Below are 18,154 nucleotides of genomic sequence, written 5' to 3'. Positions count from 1 at the left end.
TGGGGCCACTTAGCACACGCCGCAAGTCGATTGTTGACAATCGGACCATCTGATTCCTAACCTGTGCCCAATGCCTGGATTTCGCCCGGTTGTCGCGGTGTTGTGCGCGAAGCCAGATGACCGCCCGCCTGGGTTCGACAGTTGGGATCTCGCCGTCGACTTCCGGTTCTGCGACGCCGCCGGTCTGGCCGAGGCGGTGCGCGGCGCGCAGGGACTGTTGCTGTGGGATTTCTTCTCGACCGCTGTGCGCGACGTGTGGGACGACGCCGACGCGCTGCAGTGGATCCACATCACCGCCGCCGGCGTGGACACGTTGTTGTTCGACGAGCTACGGGATTCCGCGGTCGTGGTCACCAACGCGCGCGGGGTGTTCGACCGGCCGCTGGCCGAGTTCGTGCTCGGTGCGGTGATCGCGCACGCCAAGGACGCCCGCACCAGTTTCGCGCTGCAGGCCCGCCATGAATGGCGGCACCGCGAGACCCGCAGCATCACCGGCGCCACCGCGCTGGTGGTCGGCACCGGCGGCATCGGCCGCGAGATCGCGAAGCTGCTGCGCGCCGCTGGGCTGCACGTGCGCGGCGCCGGCCGCCGGCCCACCACCGACGACCCCGATTTCGGTGAGATCGTCTCCAGCGCGGAGCTTTCCACGCACGCCGGGTGGTGTGACCACCTGATCCTGGCCGCCCCGCTGACCGACGAGACCCGCGGCCTGGTCGGCGCCGACGTGCTGGCTGCGATGAAACCCGACGCGCATCTGGTCAACATCGCCCGCGGCCCGATGGTCGACGAGGCCGCGCTGCTCGACGCGTTGAGCACCCACCAGATCGGTGGTGCCACACTGGATGTGTTCGACACCGAACCGCTGCCGCCTGATCATCCGCTGTGGGACGCGCCGAACGTGACGATCACCGCGCACATGTCCGCCGACGTCGTCGGGTGGCGCGAGGAGCTGGCCGGACAATTCGTCGCCAACGCGCGCCGCTGGCTGGCGGGGGAGGACCTGCACAACGTGGTGGACAAGAAGCTGGGCTACATCCCGGGAGGGCAGTGATGTCGGACGCGTCGATGCCCGAGGCGACCGAACTCGTTGCCGGCTACCGGGACAAATCCATCTCCCCGGTGGAGGCCACCCAGGCCGCGCTGGACGCGATCGAGGCCTACGACGACGCGGTCAACGCGTTCGTCCTCGTCGACCCCGAGGGCGCGCTGGCCGCCGCCAAGGAGTCCGAGGCGCGTTGGCATGCCGGGGAACCGCTGGGCCCGGGCGACGGGGTGCCGACGTCGATCAAGGACATCTTCCTGACTCGTGGCTGGCCGACGCTGCGGGGCAGCGCACTGGTCGACACCGCCGGCCCGTGGGACGAGGACGCCCCGTGCGTGGCGCGGCTGCGCGAAACCGGCGCGGTGATCCTGGGCAAGACCACCACCCCGGAGTACGCGTGGAAGGGCGTCACCGACTCGATCGCGTTCGGCCCGACCGGCAACCCGTGGAACCCCGCGACGACGGCCGGCGGGTCCAGCGGCGGCAGCGCCGCGGCCGTCGGCCTGGGCATGGGCCCGTGGTCGGTGGGCACCGACGGCGGTGGCTCCGTGCGGATTCCGGCCGGCTTCACCGGCACCGTCGCGCTCAAACCCACGTTCGGGCTGATCCCGCACTACCCGCCCAGCCCGTTCGGCACGCTGGCGCATTCAGGCCCGATGACACGCACCGTGCGCGACACCGCGGCGCTGATGGACGTGATCACCGGCTTCGACGCCCGCGACTGGGCGGCGATGCCGACACCGACCCGTTCGTTCCTCGACGGCCTCGACACCGGCGTGGCCGGACTGCGCATCGGGTTCTCCCCGGACCTCGGCTACGTGTACAACGACCCCGACGTCGACACCGCGGTGCGCGCGGCCGTCGCGGCGCTGGCCGAGGCGGGCGCGATCGTCGACGAGGTCGACCCCGGCTTCACCGACCCGGTCGAGGCGTTTCACGTGCTGTGGTTCTCCGGGGAAGCCAAGGTGCTCGAACCCTACGGGTCGCTGGCCGAGCTGACCGGCCGCGCCGACCCCGGGCTGCTGCGCACCGCGGCGGCCGGGTCACGCTGCTCGGCGTCGGACTACCTGGACGCGATGGCGGTGCGAATGCGGCTGGGCCAGTTGATGGGTCGCTTCCACCAGGACTTCGACGTGCTGATCACCCCGACGCTGCCGCTGCCGGCGTTTCCGGTCGGCCAGGACGTGCCCGACGGGTCGCCCTCGCCGGACTGGACCAGCTGGACGCCCTACACCTATCCGTTCAACATGACCCAGCAGCCGGCGCTGAGCGTGCCGTGCGGATTCACCTCCGCCGGTCTGCCGGTCGGGCTGCAGATCGTCGGGGCCCGGCACGCCGACGCGACGGTGCTGCGGGTCGGGCAGGCCTACCAGTCGGTGACCGACTGGCACCGACGCACCCCCACATTGATGACGCAGGAGGACAACTCGTGAGCAGACTGATCACCGTCTCGTTGGACAAGCGAGGGGTGAGCTGCCCGGCGCGGCTGCTCGACGAGGCCGCCCCGCGGACCTGTGCAGCGGTGTGGGACGCGTTGGCTGACGGTCCGCTCTCAGCGCCGGTGTTTCACGGCAAGTACGCCCGCAACGAGATCTACACGCTGCTGCCGGCGTTCGCCGCGGCCGACCCGGGCCTGGAGAACACCACGGTGACACCGATTCCCGGGGATCTGTGCTGGTTCTCGTTCAGCTCCGATCAGCTCGGCAACCCGGCCTACGGCTACGAGAACTCGACCGGCACCGGCACCCAGGGCGCGATCGTCGACTTGGCGTTGTTCTACGGCCGCAACAACCTGCTGATCAACGGTGACCAGGGCTGGGTGCCGGGCAACGTGTTCGGCGAGATCATCGAGGGCCTGCCCGCGATGGCCGAGGCCTGCCAGGACCTGTGGATGGGCGGCGTGCGCGGGGAGACGCTGAGCTTTCAGCGCGGCTGAACGATGGTGATGCCCGCCGCCGGCTCCAGCGCTTCGGGCCGCATCGCGTAGGACACCAGGGCCAGGGTCACCAGCACCAGCCCGGCGACTAGCGCGACCTTGGTGGCGCGCTCGATGTGCAACAGGCCGTGCTCCATCGCGCGCATGCCGTCGCGGATCTTCTCGCGGCTGGCGTGCCGCAGCGGCTTCTCGATGCCGTGGTGCAGCAGCAGCGCCAGCCCGAACATCAGCGACAGCGCGCTGGCGTAGAAGTAGACGCTGGTCTTCATCTCCGCGTGGAGCAGCACGATGACCGGCCAGTGCACCAGGAACAGCGCGAACGCGAGGTCGCCGAGATAGGTGCTGACGCGGTTGCGCAGCAGCGGCTGGAAAGCCGGCTCGCCGCCGATGCCGGCCGCGATGACGAGCGCGGCGCCGGCGACTGGCAGCAGCGCCCATGGGGCGGGGTAGCCGACGGTGGTCTCGGTGATGACGAACACGCTGGCGACGATGATCGCCACACCCGCCCACGACAGCAGCGGTTTCACCAGCATGGGGGTGCGGGCCAGGAAGCCGGCGGCGGTGGCCGGCAGTGCGCCGACGCCGAGCTCCCAGAGCCGCGAGAACGTGTTGAAGTAGGCCCAGTCCGGTGTGCTCGCTGAGCTGTACAGCGACCAGGCCAGCGACGCCGTGATGACGACGGCGGCGATCCCGGCAACCAAGGCGGTCTTGCGCGCCTGCGACCACGCGAGCGTGGCGGCGATCATCGCGGCGACCAGAATCAGCAGCGGCCACACCAGCCAGAACTGCTCACCCACCGACAGCGCCCAGAAGTGCTGCAGCGGTGACGCCGAGGCTGGGCCGGCAAACGGGTCGGCCCCCAGGAAGGCGAAATGCCAGTTGGCCGCGAACGCGAAGGCGGACAGCGCGTCGACGCCGACCTGTTCCGCACGGCCCCTGGGGAGTACCAGCAGCGATGCGACGTAGGTGAGTAGCAGGACCACGGTGGCCGCCGGGACCACGCGCAATAGGCGGCCCCAGTAGAAGTGCCCGACCGCCATCGTTTTGCTGTGTTTCCCGGCCCGCAACAGGCTCGCGGTGACGAGATAACCGGACAGGACTAGAAATATGTCGATTCCGACGAAGCCGCCGACGGGTTGTCCCCACACGCTGTGCGCAACGACCGCCAAGACCGCCGCCGCCCGCAAACCCTGAAGGTCCAGGCGAATGTTTGCTTCAGCCGCTTTGCGAGCGCGCCGTCGAGACGAGCTGCGGTATCGGTCCAGCGTAGTAGTCATCAAAAGCCCCCCAGCCAAATACTTTGCTTGCGTCAAATCATGGCTGAAATACCATCCTGGCGAAAGTTAGCAAATGCCAGTGTGATTCGAATCACGCAACCCTTTCCGGGCGCGGCCGCTGTTCGCCGGCGCCCGAACGGGGCCTAGCAAATCGGTCGTGAGCGGATTGTTACCGTCGTCGAGGTTTGACTCGGTTACTGTTCGTCAGGGGGCTCACAGGAAACGTGGAGGGGATTCGCATGCGTAAGCAGTTCGCCGCGACATTGGCGGCCACGATGGCGGTATCGGCCGGACTGATGGGTGCTGCGCCTGCGGCGGCCGCGCAGGATGGCAATCCCGGCCCATGGGAGATGCCGGACGTGCGCGGCGAGATTCTGCAGCGCGCCATCGACTCGGTTCTTGACGTGACCGGAGATGTCGATCTGGATCTCGAATTGCGCAACCGGAAAGACGTCCGCGAGGTCATCAACTACACGAACTGGGAAGTGTGCGCTCAGGCGCCGCGAGGCGGCCAGAACATCTCGCCGAAGGCCAAGCGGGTTATTTTGGTGGTCCGGCGTCCAAACACGAGGGGCTGCTGAGTCAGTCGGCTCAGTTCCGCCACAACTCGGTGATCGGGATCCCGGCGCGGCGCACCATCCGCTGCAGCAGGGGCAGGCTGATCCCGATGACGTTGGAGGGGTCACCCTCGATGCGATCGATGAACCAGCCGCCGAAGCCGTCGAGCGTGAATCCGCCGGCGACGTGGTTCGGTTCGCCACTGTCGACGTAGGCGTTCAGTTCGTCGTCGGTCGGCGTGCCGAAATGCACTGTGGTGCTGGCCGTTTCGCTGTCGGTGTGTGCGATGACCCCGTCGGTTATGCGCAGCAGCGCATGCCCGGTGAGTAGATGGCCGGTAGAGCCGGCCATCGCAACCCACTGCCGCCGCGCCGCTTCCGCGGAGCCGGGCTTGCCGCACAGGGCGTCGTTGTGGAACAACATGGAATCGCAGCCCAGCACGATGCAGTCGGCGGCAACGTCCTGCGACAATTGCGCCGCCACCGCGACCGCCTTGGCGTTGGCAAGCTTGGCCACCACCGCCTCGGGTGGGGTGTCGCCGTCGAGCGAGTCGATGAGCGCATCCTCGTCCACGTCAGACACGAGCACCAGGGGATCGAGGCCAGCCTGGCGCAGCACCCGCAGTCGCCCGGTCGACGCCGAGCCCAATACGACCCGGGTCATGAGGGCGCGCCGTGGTCGAGGCGGATGGTCAACGCCGCAGGTGGGTGCGCTCCAGCAGCGTGACCCGCTGCCAGCTGGCGTAGGAGTAGCGCAGTTTGTCCACCGGATGTCCCCACGGGTTGAGCTCCTGCGGGCCCGGTTCCGGGTGGCCGCCGCCGGCGCCGGCGAGCACGGTTGCCAGCGCAGCGATTTCCTCGAGGCTCGGGTCACCCTTGAGGATCTGGAAGTGCGGTTCCGGCGCGGGCGGGTTGTCGATCGTCATGTCGCGCGGGTCGGAGACCTCGGCGATGTCGGTGTCGTGGCTCATGGCTCACAGTCCTTGTCTGGCAGACGGGTCCGTCGTGGTGGCAGGGTCAGAGAGGGATGTTGCCGTGCTTCTTCGGCGGGGTCTGGGTGATCTTGCGTTCGAGCAGCCGTAGCGCGGTGCCGATGTAGCCGCGGGTGTGCGAGGGCGGGATCACCGCGTCGACGTAACCGCGCTCGGCGGCCATGTACGGGTTGACCAGGGTGTCTTCGTACTCCTGCTGCAGCTGCAGGCGCAGCGCGTCGACGTCTTCGCCCTTCTCGGCGGCTTCCTTGAGTTGCTTGCGGTAGACGAAGCCCACCGCGCCGGAGGCGCCCATCACGGCGATCTGGGCGGTCGGCCAGGCGACGTTGACGTCGCAGCCCATGTCCTTGGACCCCATGACGCAGTAGGCGCCGCCGTAGGCCTTGCGGGTGATCACGGTGACCTTGGCGACCGAGGCCTCGCCGTAGGCGTAGAGCAGTTTCGCGCCGCGGCGGATGATGCCGTTGAACTCCTGGTCGGTACCGGGCAGGAAGCCGGGCACGTCGACGAGCATGACGATTGGGATGTTGAAGCAGTCACAGGTCCGTACGAACCGGGCGGCCTTCTCCGAGGCGTCGATGTCCAGGCAGCCGGCGAACTGGGTGGGCTGGTTGGCCACGATGCCGACCGGGCGGCCGTCGATGCGGCCGTAGCCGCACAGGATGTTGCCCGCGTAACCCGCTTGGATTTCGAGGAATTCGTCGTCGTCGAGGATGCGGGTGATGACCTCGTGCATGTCATAAGGCTGGTTCGGCGAGTCCGGGATCAGCGTGTCGAGCTCGAGGTCCTCCTCGGTGAGGTTCTCCTCGATCGGACCGGGGTGCGGCGCCGGGTAGCGCGGCGGCTCGGCGTAGTTGTTGGGCGGCAGGTAGGACAGCAGATCGCGCACCCATTCCAGGGCGTCCTGCTCACCGGAGGCGACGTAGTGCACGGTGCCGGACTTGGCCATGTGGGTGTGGGCGCCGCCGAGTTCCTCCATGGTGACGTCTTCACCGGTGACGGTCTTGATGACGTCGGGGCCGGTGATGAACATCTGGCTGGTCTGGTCGACCATAACGACGAAGTCGGTCAGGGCGGGGGAGTAGACGTGCCCGCCGGCGGCCGCACCCATGATCAGCGAGATCTGCGGGATGACACCGGAGGCCTTGATGTTGTTGTGAAAGATTCGGCTGTAGAGGCCCAGGGACACCACACCCTCCTGGATGCGGGCGCCGGCACCGTCGTTGATGCCGATCAGCGGGCGGCCGGTCTTGATGGCCAATTCTTGGACCTTGACGATCTTTTCGCCGTACACCTCACCCAGTGACCCGCCGAACACCGTGGCGTCCTGGCTGAACACGCACACATCGCGGCCGTCGATGGTGCCGTACCCGGTGACAACCCCGTCGCCGGTGGGGCGGTTGGACTCCAGACCGAAGTTCTTGCTGCGGTGCTTGGCCAGCGCGTCGAGCTCGACGAACGACTCCTCATCCAGCAGCGCCAGGATGCGCTCGCGGGCGGTCAACTTGCCCTTGGCGTGCACCTTCTCCACGGCGGCCTCGCCGACCGGATGCAACGCCTCTTCGGCCCGCTTGCGCAGATCAGCAAGCTTCCCGGCGGTGGTGTGGATGTCGATCTCGTGCTCGGCGGCAGGCTCAGTCACGCTGGTCATGAGGTGATCGTATCGGCGGGGGATTCAGGAGTCGCGGGTGGCCCTTATAAGTCCCTTAAGAAGTGTTGGCGAAGGCTTCTGCTCAAGGGGCCAGGCGGCGTGCGGAACATCATCGAGGTCCGTCTGCGGCTTAACTGAGCGCTGACCGGCTTTCTCTTCTGGCCTCATCCCACAACTGCTGTGGCCCAAACCGCACATTCAAGTCGTTATTGCCACGGTCTTCCCGAACGGCTGCTTCCACACCGCGGTGGCAACGGAGTGCCGATGCGATTGGCCTCAGCCACCGCGCAATCAACTAACTAAAGGGCCTCGTGCTGAACAATTAGTATGTGTACGTTGGCGCAGCAAACTTGATACTCCGCGCATTGAGCGTCGCTAGGCGGTGGGCTGGTGGAACCGGCTGAAGCTTTCGCAAGTCGTAGCTGAACTTGAAGACCCGCTGGTCATGCGTTTTTCAGATTTTGCGGAGAAAATTGCACGGAAGCGGCCGTTTCGGTTGACAGGGTGCCCGGAGTCTGAGAAGCTCTCAGCAACATCAAGGGACCGAACCTTCTTGGGGGGAACAAAAATGAATGCCATCGCGACCAAATTCCAGGTGGGTGCCGCGGCGCTTGCACTTGGGGCGTCTGCTGCCTTCGTGCCCGCGGCCGCGAACGCCGCACCCGCTGTTCAGGTTCCCGCCGCCCCCGTGCACCAGGTCGCCGGCGACCTCGCGGCGGCGCCGGGCGACTTCATCTGGTTCTTCCAGGTGACTTCCGTGCAGCTCTCCGCTACCTTCACCAGGAGTGCGACCTTCTGGACCGACACCACGATCGCCATCTACGAAGCGAAGCTGGCAAGAAGGCCTGACTCGATCTTCGCACCCTTCTACGAGAATCGCATCGCCCAGCTGCAAGAGCAGCGTGCGACCTTTGGGCAGCTCAGTCTGAGTGCCTGTCGGGATGGCGAAGGGATTTCTGCCGGTCCCTATGGGACAGTAACCCGTGGCGCCTGCTAACGAACTGTTGGTCTTTTGACACGGACAACCAATTCATAGAGTTGGAGCCTGCACGTCGAGACATCGACGTGCAGGCTTCGACCTTGCGCAGGGAATTGTGAGTGCGATTTTTTCCGCAACGCCAGTCTGACAAGAAGCTGAAGGGCCACGACGACGAAGGGGCGGAGCGCGACGAAGGCCGGCGGCGCCTGTCCGGCGCATTTCGAAGCCGTAGGTTTCTTTGGGGCACAGCAGTGTTGGCGCTTGTCTTGCTTGGACTGGGCTGCTGGGTAGCGGTCGGTGCGTTCCATGCTAAGTCGAACCTCGAGCAGGCCCGTGATAGTGCTCAGGCCGCGAAAGACGCACTGCTAGAGGGAGATACCCAGGCCGCCTCTGAGTCGGCCGATGACGCAGTAGTCAGTGCCCAGACGGCGCGAAACGCCACCCATTCTCTCGCTTGGGACATCCTCGCTGGCCTGCCGTGGCTTGGCAGTCCCTTCAAGACCGGCCAGCAGGTCACCGATGTAGTCCTCGGCCTCGCTTCCGACGTTCTGCGACCGGCGGCGGATGTAGGTATCGCTATCGCTCCAGAACGGCTGTACCGAGACGGCCGTGTTGACGTTGAACTGCTCCGTAGCCAGGCGCCTCAACTTGGCGAGTTGTCTGCCAACGCCACCCGTCTCAACGGGGAAGCCGCTTCGATTACAGAGCCACGGTACGTATCCCTGATCCGCGATGCTCGGTCCGAACTTCAAAGCCAGATTTCCGGCATCACTTCGGTTATCGAGAACGCCGCTATGGCTGCACGCTTGGCGCCGACGATGATGGGCGCAGATGGGCCGCGAACGTACTTCATGGGCTTCCAAACGAACGCAGAAGCACGGGGTACCGGCGGCCTGCTGGGCGCATACGGAGTTCTCCGATTTGACAATGGCGTTCCCGCCGTCGACGCCCTCGCCCCTAATGACGACCTTTCCGAGGCCGTGGCGCCCATAGAGCTTGGGCTGGAGTACGACCAGCAGTACGGATACGCCCAGCCGTTTACGGACATCCGTAACAGCAACCTAAGCCCACACTTTCCCTACGCCGCGCAGATATGGAAGGCCATGTGGGCCGAGCAAACCGGCACAGAGGTCGACGGTGTGATTGCGATTGACCCTGTCGCGCTGAGCTACATCCTTGGAGCAGTTGGCCCGGTCTCACTAGCCGACGGCGAGCTCGTTTCCAGAGAGAATGTGGTCGAGCTCACGGAATCAACCGCCTACATTCGCTTCCCAACTGACCAGGTAGCCCGCCAGCAGTACCTGCAGGATATCGCCAATGCTGTAGTTGCAAAGATGACGGGGCCAGTGAGGTCGCCTCGACAACTGCTGGATGCACTGGGCAGGGCTGTAAGCGAACGACGAATTGCAGTATGGAGTTCGGTACCCGCCGAGCAGGAGCTACTCGAACAGACTCCGTTAGCCCACATCCTGCCGAGCGACGATGCTCCATACGCGGCGGTTGTCGTCAACAACTTAGGCGGCAACAAACTTGACTACTATCTAGATGCGAATATTGAGTACGCCGCAGATGACTGTCGAGCTGAGACACGGGCGTCGACCGTCAACGTCACATTGACCAACAATGTACCCAACGAGCCGCTACCCGACTATGTAGCGGCCGCCGCAGGACTCTCCCCTGAGATGCTTATTGCAGTCCCCAAGGGCACGAATATTACCTCGGTACGGCTTTTCGCGACTAAGGGCTCGGAGTTGTCAACTGCGATACTTAATGGTGAACGGGTGCCGGCAATCATCAACGTAGAACGTGGGCATCCAGTGTTCGAGGTCCAAGTTATCATTCCGCCGGGACAATCTGCCGATGTCAGCTTCCAGCTCTCAGAGCCAACGGTCCCTGGGACACCCCGAACACCGAGTCAGCCGCTTCTTGACAATGTAGAGGCAAAGGTCATGGTGCCCGAGTGCGCAGGCTGAGCAACGCAGTGTTTGCAATTGGGGGGGGCGGGCGTTGAATCTCCAAGATTTCTTGAAGGTGCTACGTTCTCGTTGGGTCACACTATGCGTGACTGCGCTCGCCGTGGTTCTCGGCGCAGTAGTGGTTTCGTTAGTGACGACGCCGATGTATCAGGCGTCAACAAGGCTGTTCGTCTCGACCACTTCGGGATCTTCCGTAAGTGACATCTATCAAGGAAGTCGCTTCTCTCAAGAACGCGTCATTTCTTATGCAGAGCTGTTGATGGGTCAGTCACTCGCTCAACACACTATCGACAAGCTGGGTCTCGACATGACGTCAGCCCAGCTGCAAGCGAATGTGACAGCGAGCGCGAAACCTGACACTGTATTGATCGACGTTGACGTGCTCGATAGTTCGCCTGTCCGGGCACGAGACATCGCCAACACGCTGTCTGACGAGTTCGTCGCGAAGGTGCGAGACCTCGAGACACCAGAGAATGGTGCAACCCCAGACGCGCGGGTGGTCGTCGAGCAGCGCGCCTCCATTCCAAGCCATCCTGTTGTCCCGAAGACGACGCGAAATATCGCGATAGGCCTGGTTTTGGGTCTGGTCGCGGGGGTCGGTTTGGCGCTCCTTCGCGACCTGTTGGACAACACTGTGAAGCGTCGCGAGACACTGGAGGAAATAACAGCTTCCGCCGTCGTGGGAACTATTCCTTTAGACAAAGAGCGCCGCAAGCAGGCCGCAATTGCTTACGAGAGTGATAATTCGGGAATTGCTGAGGCGTTCAGGAAGCTTCGCACGAACTTGCAGTTCCTCGCAGTCGACAATCCGCCGAGAGTAATCGTTGTGACGAGTTCGGTACCTTCCGAGGGTAAGTCGACGACTGCGATAAATATTGCGCTGGCGTTGGCCGAAGCAGAACATCGTGTGGTCTTAGTCGACGGTGACCTACGCCGGCCAATGTTGCACAAGTATCTCGACTTGATCGGATCAGTTGGGTTCAGCACTGTTCTTAGCGGCCGCGTTACACTGGACGAGGCACTGCAGAAGACCCGATTTCCGGGATTGACAGTGCTCACATCGGGGGCGATTCCCCCCAATCCGAGCGAGTTACTCGGTTCTCAATCGGCGAGGAATTTGCTGAGCGACTTGCGCGGGCGTTTCGACTACGTTGTCGTCGACTCGACACCACTCTTGGCTGTCACTGACGCAGCAATCGTAGCTGCTGGTTCAGACGGTGTTCTAATAATGGCTCGATACGGACAGACAAAGCGTGATCAGCTTGCACACGCAGTCCGCAGTCTCGAAAGCGTCGGAGCCCCTTTGCTGGGTGCGGTGTTCACCATGATGCCCACTCGGGGTTCAGCATCTTACAGCTACTATGGCTACAGCTATAAGTATGAGAATGACGATAGCAGTACGCGGTCGCGCTCAGCCAGGCAGTTGTTGGCGCGGTCCTCTGTGCCGAATATCGGCGTAGCGGAAATGGGACAGTCTGAGACAGGCGACGAATCTCCGCAAACCGGTAGACGACGTCGCCATATCGGCTCCGACTAGCGCTGGAGACCGCAAACCGCGGGTCGGCGTCGTCGATCTCAGTTGCTAAGGATGCGACCCGATTTGTTCGGGATGATTTGCGCGAGCTCGGGTGGCGGTGGGCGTTCTGTGGTTTAGGGGCTTGGATAGTGACAGTGCAGTAGCAGCGTGCGCGAGTATGGTGTCAGTGGCTTACTGTGTCAGAAGCGCAAGAACGAATGTCAACGATAGAAGCTGCCTCACTGGTGCTCGTTAATTAGCAGCGAAGGGTACAAATGAGGATACTGATCGATGGATTCTGGTGGAACGCGGGTCCATACTCGAACCGGATGGTCTCGGTAGAAACGGTTAAGCAGTGGGTTCGGCAATTCCCGCAGGATGAAGTTATTTTGGCTATTCCGAAACTTCGAGAAAGCGAGTCCGACCACTCGACGATACCGTCTGGAATCGAAGTAGTCGATACTCATTTGCGAAAGCATCCTGCAATAAACCTTCTGGAACTACCCATAATTGCGAAGCGGAAGCGTGTAGATGCCACTCTGACATTCAGCTTCTCAAGTTCATCGAAACGTAGCGCTGTATTTCTCCACGATGTCTTATACCAGTCGAATCCAGAGTGGTTCAGCTGGGCCGAACGCCGCTACTTTAGTCTCATCCCCGTTCTTGCAAGGCGACCGCAATCGGTTATCACAACGTCTAAAAACGAGCGCGAGAGGATTATAGAGCATAATCCTCGGCTGAAGAGGGTTATAAATTGTGGCCTTGCCGTTTTCCCGCCCCTCGCAAGGGCTGCGATTGAGCGCCCAAACCTAAATATTGCAGAAAGTTCGTATATCGTATGCGTGGGTAGATTCAACGTACGAAAGAACCTTGAGAGAACTGTGCGGGCATTGCAAAAGACAAAACTGATATCTCCCCATTTTCCTGTCGTCTTGATTGGAGAGGCGTCAGGCGTCCCCGCAGATTTTTCAGAATTCGCAGATGCTCTCGCGGAGAAGAGCGTAATCATGGCCAGTAACTTGTCAAACGGCGAATTGAAGTGGCTGTACAAAAATTGTCGATTCTTTGTATGCCTTTCACTAGATGAAGGCTTCGGCCTGCCCGTGGTCGAGGCTGCAACCTTTGGTGCGCCCGTTCTGGTGAGCGATATTCCCGTGTTCCGTGAGACCGTTGGCTCGTACGGTACATTCACGGAGCCGACGGATCTCGATAGTATTGCGGCCGCCGCGCTTGAGTTGAATCAGTCCGTAGGTCGGAGCCGTGAACCCTATACCGAACAGTTCGGATGGGAATCTATTTGTTTGAAAATCCGGGATGAGCTCTTGCTGATCGCACAATCCTAGGACGCGTGAATGGCGTCTGATTTGCTTATAATCTAATGGCAAGATATATCACGATGGCGCATCGCTAGGTGCAGAACCGGGACGTAGAACATAGCGACGTAAGATAAAGCCGCCGATAAACGAGCCAACAGCGATTGCAAATGGCGCAGCCTCAACTAAGAGATCTGAATCGGTCTTTTGGTACACCCACATGGCGGCGATCACAAAAATCACGGACAGGCCAGAATCAAATGATCTGACGGCCAGGGTAGCACGTTCGAAACCACGGACCGCCGCCAGATTTGCATAGCAACTTGTCGTGGCAACGCTTAGAATGTACACCAACCATCCAATCGTCATCGTCATCGAGACCTGCTGTCCTGCGATCAAGGGACTCACTTGCGGAACGGCAACAGCAATACAGATACTTAACATTGCTATCCATCCACCTAGCACAACCACTTGTCGATCTACCGATCGAATCTCTTCTTTGAGGGGCCGTTGTTTGTCACGGGCGTAACTGGAAAATAAATAGGCGCCCAGGCCGACAACTAGAAGCATGGCTGGTGCGGTATATATACGCGCAGCCTCTAACTCGCCCGCCGCCGATAAACCGGCAGCACCGATCACAATTGCCCTCGTTGCTGCTAATGACGCCGGCCTTACTGCGAGCTGCAGACTCCGCCATATTCCGTATCTGGCAACAACTCGATACGAAGCCGGTCGTGGTGAAGCAAACCATTTTTCCTCACGAGGCATAAGCAGCACAGCCACCACAATCGCAACCAATTGACCTCCCGCCAGGGCGGCGAATAGGATAAGCAAATCCACGTTCGGGCTAAGGACGAACACAATAACGGCGACTGCGATAGACGTGATGTCAACAAGGGTAATTCGCCAGAAACGCATTGCAGCCATCAATAGACGCCTCAACGAATCCTCGACCAAGAAAAGGAATGTAGCGACGCCATATACAATGGCCACGCCGCCGTCGACAATACCAATTGCATAAGCGCCCAAAAAACAGATGGAAGCACAAACCGCTGCGATGAGGAGAAGCCAATTCTGCAGTGCCGCACGGACAGACGGTCGCTGCCTGTCAAGAACAGCCATGGAATCTCCGACAAAACCTGAAGGCAGTGCGGTGGCCACTATCATGACGCCATACAGCAATCCAAACTTACCAAGCCCGTCCAAGCCGAGATTCCTTGCGGCCACTACTTGGATCAAAAGGCCAGCTGAAGCTTGGGTGCCCTGGGCTGCAATCGCCGCGGCGGTTGATGTGCGCCCTGCAACAGCAGCGGCGAAACGCCCGCTCATCTGCAATTGTCCCTCCGCAAGATTCCGAGTTGGCAGTATCCCGCTGGCGCCAAGGCATGGTAGGTCGTGACACCATTCGTAGACGAATTCACATGCGGCTGAGTGCCAACGGCTACACGCGGACCTAGAATAGTCTAACGAATGGGGCGACTACAGCGCACAGGTTGAGACGAGGATGCGATAGGCAATCCCCATCGGAGCACGTAGCCCGACGACGCTATCCAACGTACGAACGGGTTCTGCCTTTATCGGCCCTGTGGGCTTCAGGCACACTTCTAGGTGGTGTTCGCGAGGCTCGTCTGGCGCCGATAATCGAGACGAGAGCGGTTCGAGAACTCCGCTGGGGCGCCCACTCTTCGTCGGGCTTGTTAAGTCGATACCGTCCGTCCGACTAGTGCGTAGTCACTAGAAAGTCGTTTCCAGTCGCTCCCGCCGAGCCCTGCCGTGCAGTAGAGTCCGGGTGTAGCGCGTTCATCGTTATACGGTTCGGTTTGAGCGGACTGCGGGCGTTGGGGATGTTCAGTGAGTGTAGGGTGGGGCAAACATAAGTGACCGACAGACAGCGGTTTACGCCTACTTTCAGCAAGGCGCCGAGATACATATATCTTTTGGTGCTTTTGCTTCTGATTGAGGTCGTTCCATGGCGACGGGGCAATTATTATAGCGGACAGTTTGACTGGACCGTAAATGGAAAGATCATGGTCCTAGGCGCATCCATCTTTCTCGCGCTATGGGTCAGACTGCATGTTGCACGTACCAGTGCTGCCGCAAATAATGTACCGGTTGCTCCGTTTCTCCTCGTATTGCTGTATCTGGTCGTATCGATTACCGGAGCCCTACTATCGGGTGAATTTGGGCCGAGTGCGGCCCTCGCATTGAGGGTAGGCGCGATCGGACTGGTAATTCTGCTTCTTGTAGAGCTAGTTGGACCTATGGACCTGATCAGAGTTGTGGCCAGTGTAATGACAATAACCACGATCTTCATTGCCGCGACTGGGACGTTCTCGGCTTATCCCTACTATGGACGCCTCTCTGGAAGCTTTCCACCGCTCGGCCCCAACGAGATCGCCTTTATGGCGTCAATTCCGCTGATATACTTTACTTGGCAACTGTTGCACGTGAACCGCACTTGGGTGGTCTATGTTGCGGTCAGTGTTCTCGGAATAATCATTATGCTTACGCAATCCCGCACTGCCTCAGCGCTGATTTTGGTTGTTTTAGTTTTCCTAGTTTTACGCGGCAGGCAGGACCAAAGATCTAAGCTGGTGATGGTTTCTGTGTTATCAATTGTTGTCATACTTCTATTGTATTCCAGCCAGCTAATCGAATCATACAGTACGCGGGGGGGCGACAGCCCGATCGATGCGGCGGGTTCTCGCACCATTGCCTGGGGCGCCGTCTTGGATTCCATGCGATCACTTGCGGAGACGCTTTTCGGCGAAGGACTTTCTGCACGTTTCGTTTCGGTTAGCGGACAATATTGGGATCAGCAAATCTTTGATAGCTCATGGTTCTCGGCATTTGTTCAGGCGGGATGGGTCGGTGTCAGCGTAGCTCTAGCGCTCGTGTTCTTCGCGGTTGTGCAGGTGATGAAGAATCCTCGCCCCAGGAGGGACCTGTGGTTAGGGCTGTTGTTTTTTGTCATCGTGCGGAGCGTTTTGGAGAGCGGTCTGATCGATGCGAGCTCAAGCTATGTAATCTTCATGATCGTTTGTCTGGGGGCGTCCGCAAATGCTTCGGCTGTGAACTCGCTTCCGCCGAGCATTCCGGTGAGACGCATTCCGGTGAGACAAAACGGCATACCTAGCAAGTCCAGCGCGTCGGAGTGAGGTGGCGATATCCCGTGGTGGTGATGGCTTGCTTGCGGAACCGGTGGCACCATGAAGGCAGCGAATCGCCGAGAACCGCAAGATTCCGGTGATCGAAGGGGTGAGGTATTCGTAACGTCGAGAAGGGTAAGCGCTGTGCCAGATAGATCCTGGGATAGTCGAGTCAAGCGTGTGCTTTTCAAAAGCCCAAGCCTGACCAGATTTTTAAGACTTGGCTCTGCCGCATATAGACATATTAAGCGGTCTGTGCACGATGAAGACTTTTATAGTTTGACGACTTTAGGTTCGGCCACTGGTTTGGCGTTGGACATCGGTGCAAATAGTGGACAGTCGGCAATTTCTATACTAGCAATCAAGCCAGAATTTCAAGTCGTGTGTTTTGAGCCAAATCCAAGTTGCCTCCCCCCGTTGCAGCTTAATGCGCGCTTGTTTCGCTCGCGAGTGCGGGTAATCCATGCCGGCGCTGGAGACGCTGAGGGTGAATTGCCATTTTACGTCCCGGTGCGAAATGGCCGCTCGCTTTTGGAGGAAGGCACCTTTAATCGCAGCGAATTGGGGCACTCTGAATATCGAATTGGACGCGAGGGGGTAGACTATCAAGTTTCGACGATCCAGTGCCCTGTGATGCGGGTCGATGACTTAAACTTGGAGCCCGTATTTGTAAAAATTGACGTTCAAGGTTACGAAGTGGACGTGCTTAGGGGGATGTCATCAACGATAGAGAGGGCCAGGCCGCTCATCCTCATCGAAGACGGCGTGACTACATCGGAGGTTCTGGAACTTCTTACTCCTCTCGGGTACGTGCAGAAATACTGGGACGGCGCAGGTCTGACTGACAGAAACATCCGTAACTCGGGCAATTTCCTAATGTGCCCTCTGCCTGGTGCGCCAAAGCAGTAGGTGGCATGAAGCCTTCAGAGCCAGGTTGGGCACACCGCTAAGGCAATGGGACTTGCCTGTGACATTTCCCAGGACGGGGCAATGATGACCTGCGCGAGCGCGCTTCTCTATAATGGCTTGGAACAAGACGGTTCACGACACTTGAGGGTGGTCAGTTGCAGCACTCCAACTCCCTGAACTTTCAATTGCGGCAGTTAGCTAAAGACTGCCTACCTGAATCGTGGTTTGAAGCCCGCCGTGTCCGAAAGGCGCAGACGTGGTATCGCAGTGCAAAAGTGGCGTTCATCCACGTCCCTAAGTCAGCTGGGACTAGCGTATCTCGGTCTATCTATGGCGAGCAGGTCGGTCACTTCACACTCGAACGTATGATCCGAAATTCGCAACAGGATGTGTTGGATCTCCCGCGTTTCGCGATTGTGAGAAACCCGTGGGACAGGGCTGTGTCGGCTTACCATTTCGCGAGGGATGGGGGTTCCCCGGGCGGTGGATGGATGGAACATCCTGAGCGTTACCGCACCGAGGAGTTCCGCAACTTTGATTCCTTTGTGCACCAATATCTCGCTACTCGAGATGTCCGCACATTGAGCATAATCTTCAGGCCGCAGTGTTACTATTTGAGTCTCGGAGACGGCACTACCCCATTAGACCACGTAGGCTATCTTGATCGGCTAACGCAAACAGAGGATTGGTTGACTAGGACGCTCGGTCGTGTCGTGAAGTTTGGCCAGTCCAACCGAACTGAACATAAAGACTACCGAGATTATTATGATCGCGACACAAGGCGCGTGATCGCGAAAGTATACGGCGAAGACATAGAGAAATTCGGCTTCAGGTTTTGACCTGACTTGGCTCACGTT

General features: G+C 60.5%; 16 protein-coding genes. 11 read left to right on the top strand and 5 right to left on the bottom strand.

Annotated elements, in window-relative coordinates:
- The first annotated feature begins 70 nt into the window (after positions 1 to 70).
- The 3 genes from J3476_RS05370 to J3476_RS05360 are packed head-to-tail and all read left to right on the top strand — an operon-like array spanning position 71 to position 2,978.
- Positions 71 to 1,051: a D-2-hydroxyacid dehydrogenase gene (locus tag J3476_RS05370; protein ID WP_207065481.1), complete on the top strand. Its 981-nt coding sequence runs from the start codon at positions 71 to 73 to the stop codon at positions 1,049 to 1,051.
- A complete protein-coding gene (locus J3476_RS05365) occupies positions 1,051 to 2,475 on the top strand; it encodes an amidase (protein WP_286182629.1) in 1,425 nt (474 codons plus the stop codon). The genes J3476_RS05370 and J3476_RS05365 overlap by 1 nt, the downstream gene beginning before the upstream one ends.
- The gene (locus J3476_RS05360) at positions 2,472 to 2,978 is read left to right on the top strand and encodes a DUF3830 family protein (protein WP_207065480.1); all 507 of its coding nucleotides are present in this window, start codon (positions 2,472 to 2,474) and stop codon (positions 2,976 to 2,978) included. Before J3476_RS05365 ends, J3476_RS05360 begins: the two co-directional genes overlap by 4 nt.
- On the opposite strand, the gene J3476_RS05355 is transcribed toward J3476_RS05360, so the two are convergent.
- Positions 2,966 to 4,165 carry an acyltransferase family protein gene (locus J3476_RS05355; RefSeq protein WP_373889026.1) on the bottom strand — a complete coding sequence of 400 codons (1,200 nt, stop codon included), beginning with the start codon at positions 4,163 to 4,165 and terminating at the stop codon, positions 2,966 to 2,968. The genes J3476_RS05360 and J3476_RS05355 overlap by 13 nt on opposite strands.
- Positions 4,166 to 4,494: 329 nt before the next feature.
- Here J3476_RS05355 and J3476_RS05350 point away from each other — a divergent pair, with 329 nt between their 5' ends.
- Positions 4,495 to 4,836, top strand: coding sequence for a hypothetical protein (locus J3476_RS05350; protein WP_207065478.1), 342 nt, complete (start codon positions 4,495 to 4,497; stop codon positions 4,834 to 4,836).
- Positions 4,837 to 4,846: 10 nt separating this feature from the next.
- On the opposite strand, the gene J3476_RS05345 is transcribed toward J3476_RS05350, so the two are convergent.
- Genes J3476_RS05345 through J3476_RS05335 form a run of 3 tightly spaced genes read right to left on the bottom strand, consistent with a single transcriptional unit; the run spans position 4,847 to position 7,455 of the window.
- Complete coding sequence (locus tag J3476_RS05345) at positions 4,847 to 5,476, bottom strand: nucleoside triphosphate pyrophosphatase (protein WP_207065477.1); 630 nt, start codon at positions 5,474 to 5,476, stop codon at positions 4,847 to 4,849.
- A gap of 28 nt (positions 5,477 to 5,504) precedes the next feature.
- Positions 5,505 to 5,783 carry an acyl-CoA carboxylase subunit epsilon gene (locus tag J3476_RS05340; protein WP_207065476.1) on the bottom strand — a complete coding sequence of 93 codons (279 nt, stop codon included), beginning with the start codon at positions 5,781 to 5,783 and terminating at the stop codon, positions 5,505 to 5,507.
- A 46-nt stretch (positions 5,784 to 5,829) separates the two neighbouring features.
- Positions 5,830 to 7,455 carry an acyl-CoA carboxylase subunit beta gene (locus J3476_RS05335; protein WP_207065475.1) on the bottom strand — a complete coding sequence of 542 codons (1,626 nt, stop codon included), beginning with the start codon at positions 7,453 to 7,455 and terminating at the stop codon, positions 5,830 to 5,832.
- Between the two features lie 382 nt (positions 7,456 to 7,837).
- On the opposite strand from J3476_RS05335, the gene J3476_RS05330 reads away from it, so the two are divergent.
- The 4 genes from J3476_RS05330 to J3476_RS05315 all read left to right on the top strand — a co-directional run bounded on the left by J3476_RS05330 (position 7,838) and on the right by J3476_RS05315 (position 13,269).
- On the top strand, positions 7,838 to 8,452 hold the full coding sequence (locus J3476_RS05330; RefSeq protein WP_286182628.1) for a hypothetical protein: 615 nt from the start codon (positions 7,838 to 7,840) through the stop codon (positions 8,450 to 8,452).
- A gap of 101 nt (positions 8,453 to 8,553) precedes the next feature.
- The gene (locus tag J3476_RS05325) at positions 8,554 to 10,407 is read left to right on the top strand and encodes a DUF4012 domain-containing protein (RefSeq protein WP_373889025.1); all 1,854 of its coding nucleotides are present in this window, start codon (positions 8,554 to 8,556) and stop codon (positions 10,405 to 10,407) included.
- A gap of 34 nt (positions 10,408 to 10,441) precedes the next feature.
- The gene (locus tag J3476_RS05320; RefSeq protein WP_207065474.1) at positions 10,442 to 11,947 is read left to right on the top strand and encodes a polysaccharide biosynthesis tyrosine autokinase; all 1,506 of its coding nucleotides are present in this window, start codon (positions 10,442 to 10,444) and stop codon (positions 11,945 to 11,947) included.
- A gap of 308 nt (positions 11,948 to 12,255) precedes the next feature.
- Complete coding sequence (locus J3476_RS05315; protein WP_207065473.1) at positions 12,256 to 13,269, top strand: glycosyltransferase family 1 protein; 1,014 nt, start codon at positions 12,256 to 12,258, stop codon at positions 13,267 to 13,269.
- Positions 13,270 to 13,317: 48 nt separating this feature from the next.
- Here the strand turns inward: J3476_RS05315 and J3476_RS05310 are convergent, their stop codons facing one another.
- A complete protein-coding gene (locus tag J3476_RS05310; RefSeq protein WP_207065472.1) occupies positions 13,318 to 14,568 on the bottom strand; it encodes a hypothetical protein in 1,251 nt (416 codons plus the stop codon).
- A 548-nt stretch (positions 14,569 to 15,116) separates the two neighbouring features.
- On the opposite strand from J3476_RS05310, the gene J3476_RS05305 reads away from it, so the two are divergent.
- The 3 genes from J3476_RS05305 (at position 15,117) to J3476_RS28165 (ending at position 18,136) form a co-directional block, all read left to right on the top strand.
- A complete protein-coding gene (locus tag J3476_RS05305; RefSeq protein WP_207065471.1) occupies positions 15,117 to 16,397 on the top strand; it encodes a hypothetical protein in 1,281 nt (426 codons plus the stop codon).
- A gap of 246 nt (positions 16,398 to 16,643) precedes the next feature.
- Positions 16,644 to 17,297 carry an FkbM family methyltransferase gene (locus J3476_RS05300; protein ID WP_207065470.1) on the top strand — a complete coding sequence of 218 codons (654 nt, stop codon included), beginning with the start codon at positions 16,644 to 16,646 and terminating at the stop codon, positions 17,295 to 17,297.
- Positions 17,298 to 17,572: 275 nt separating this feature from the next.
- Positions 17,573 to 18,136, top strand: coding sequence for a sulfotransferase family 2 domain-containing protein (locus J3476_RS28165; protein ID WP_373889030.1), 564 nt, complete (start codon positions 17,573 to 17,575; stop codon positions 18,134 to 18,136).
- The last annotated feature ends 18 nt before the right edge of the window (positions 18,137 to 18,154 follow it).

The organism is Mycobacterium sp. PO1 (assembly GCF_017312405.1).
Classification (GTDB): Bacteria; Actinomycetota; Actinomycetes; order Mycobacteriales; family Mycobacteriaceae; genus Mycobacterium.
The sequence above is the reverse complement of the archived record's forward strand: the minus strand, read 5'-3'. Positions and strand labels throughout refer to the sequence as shown.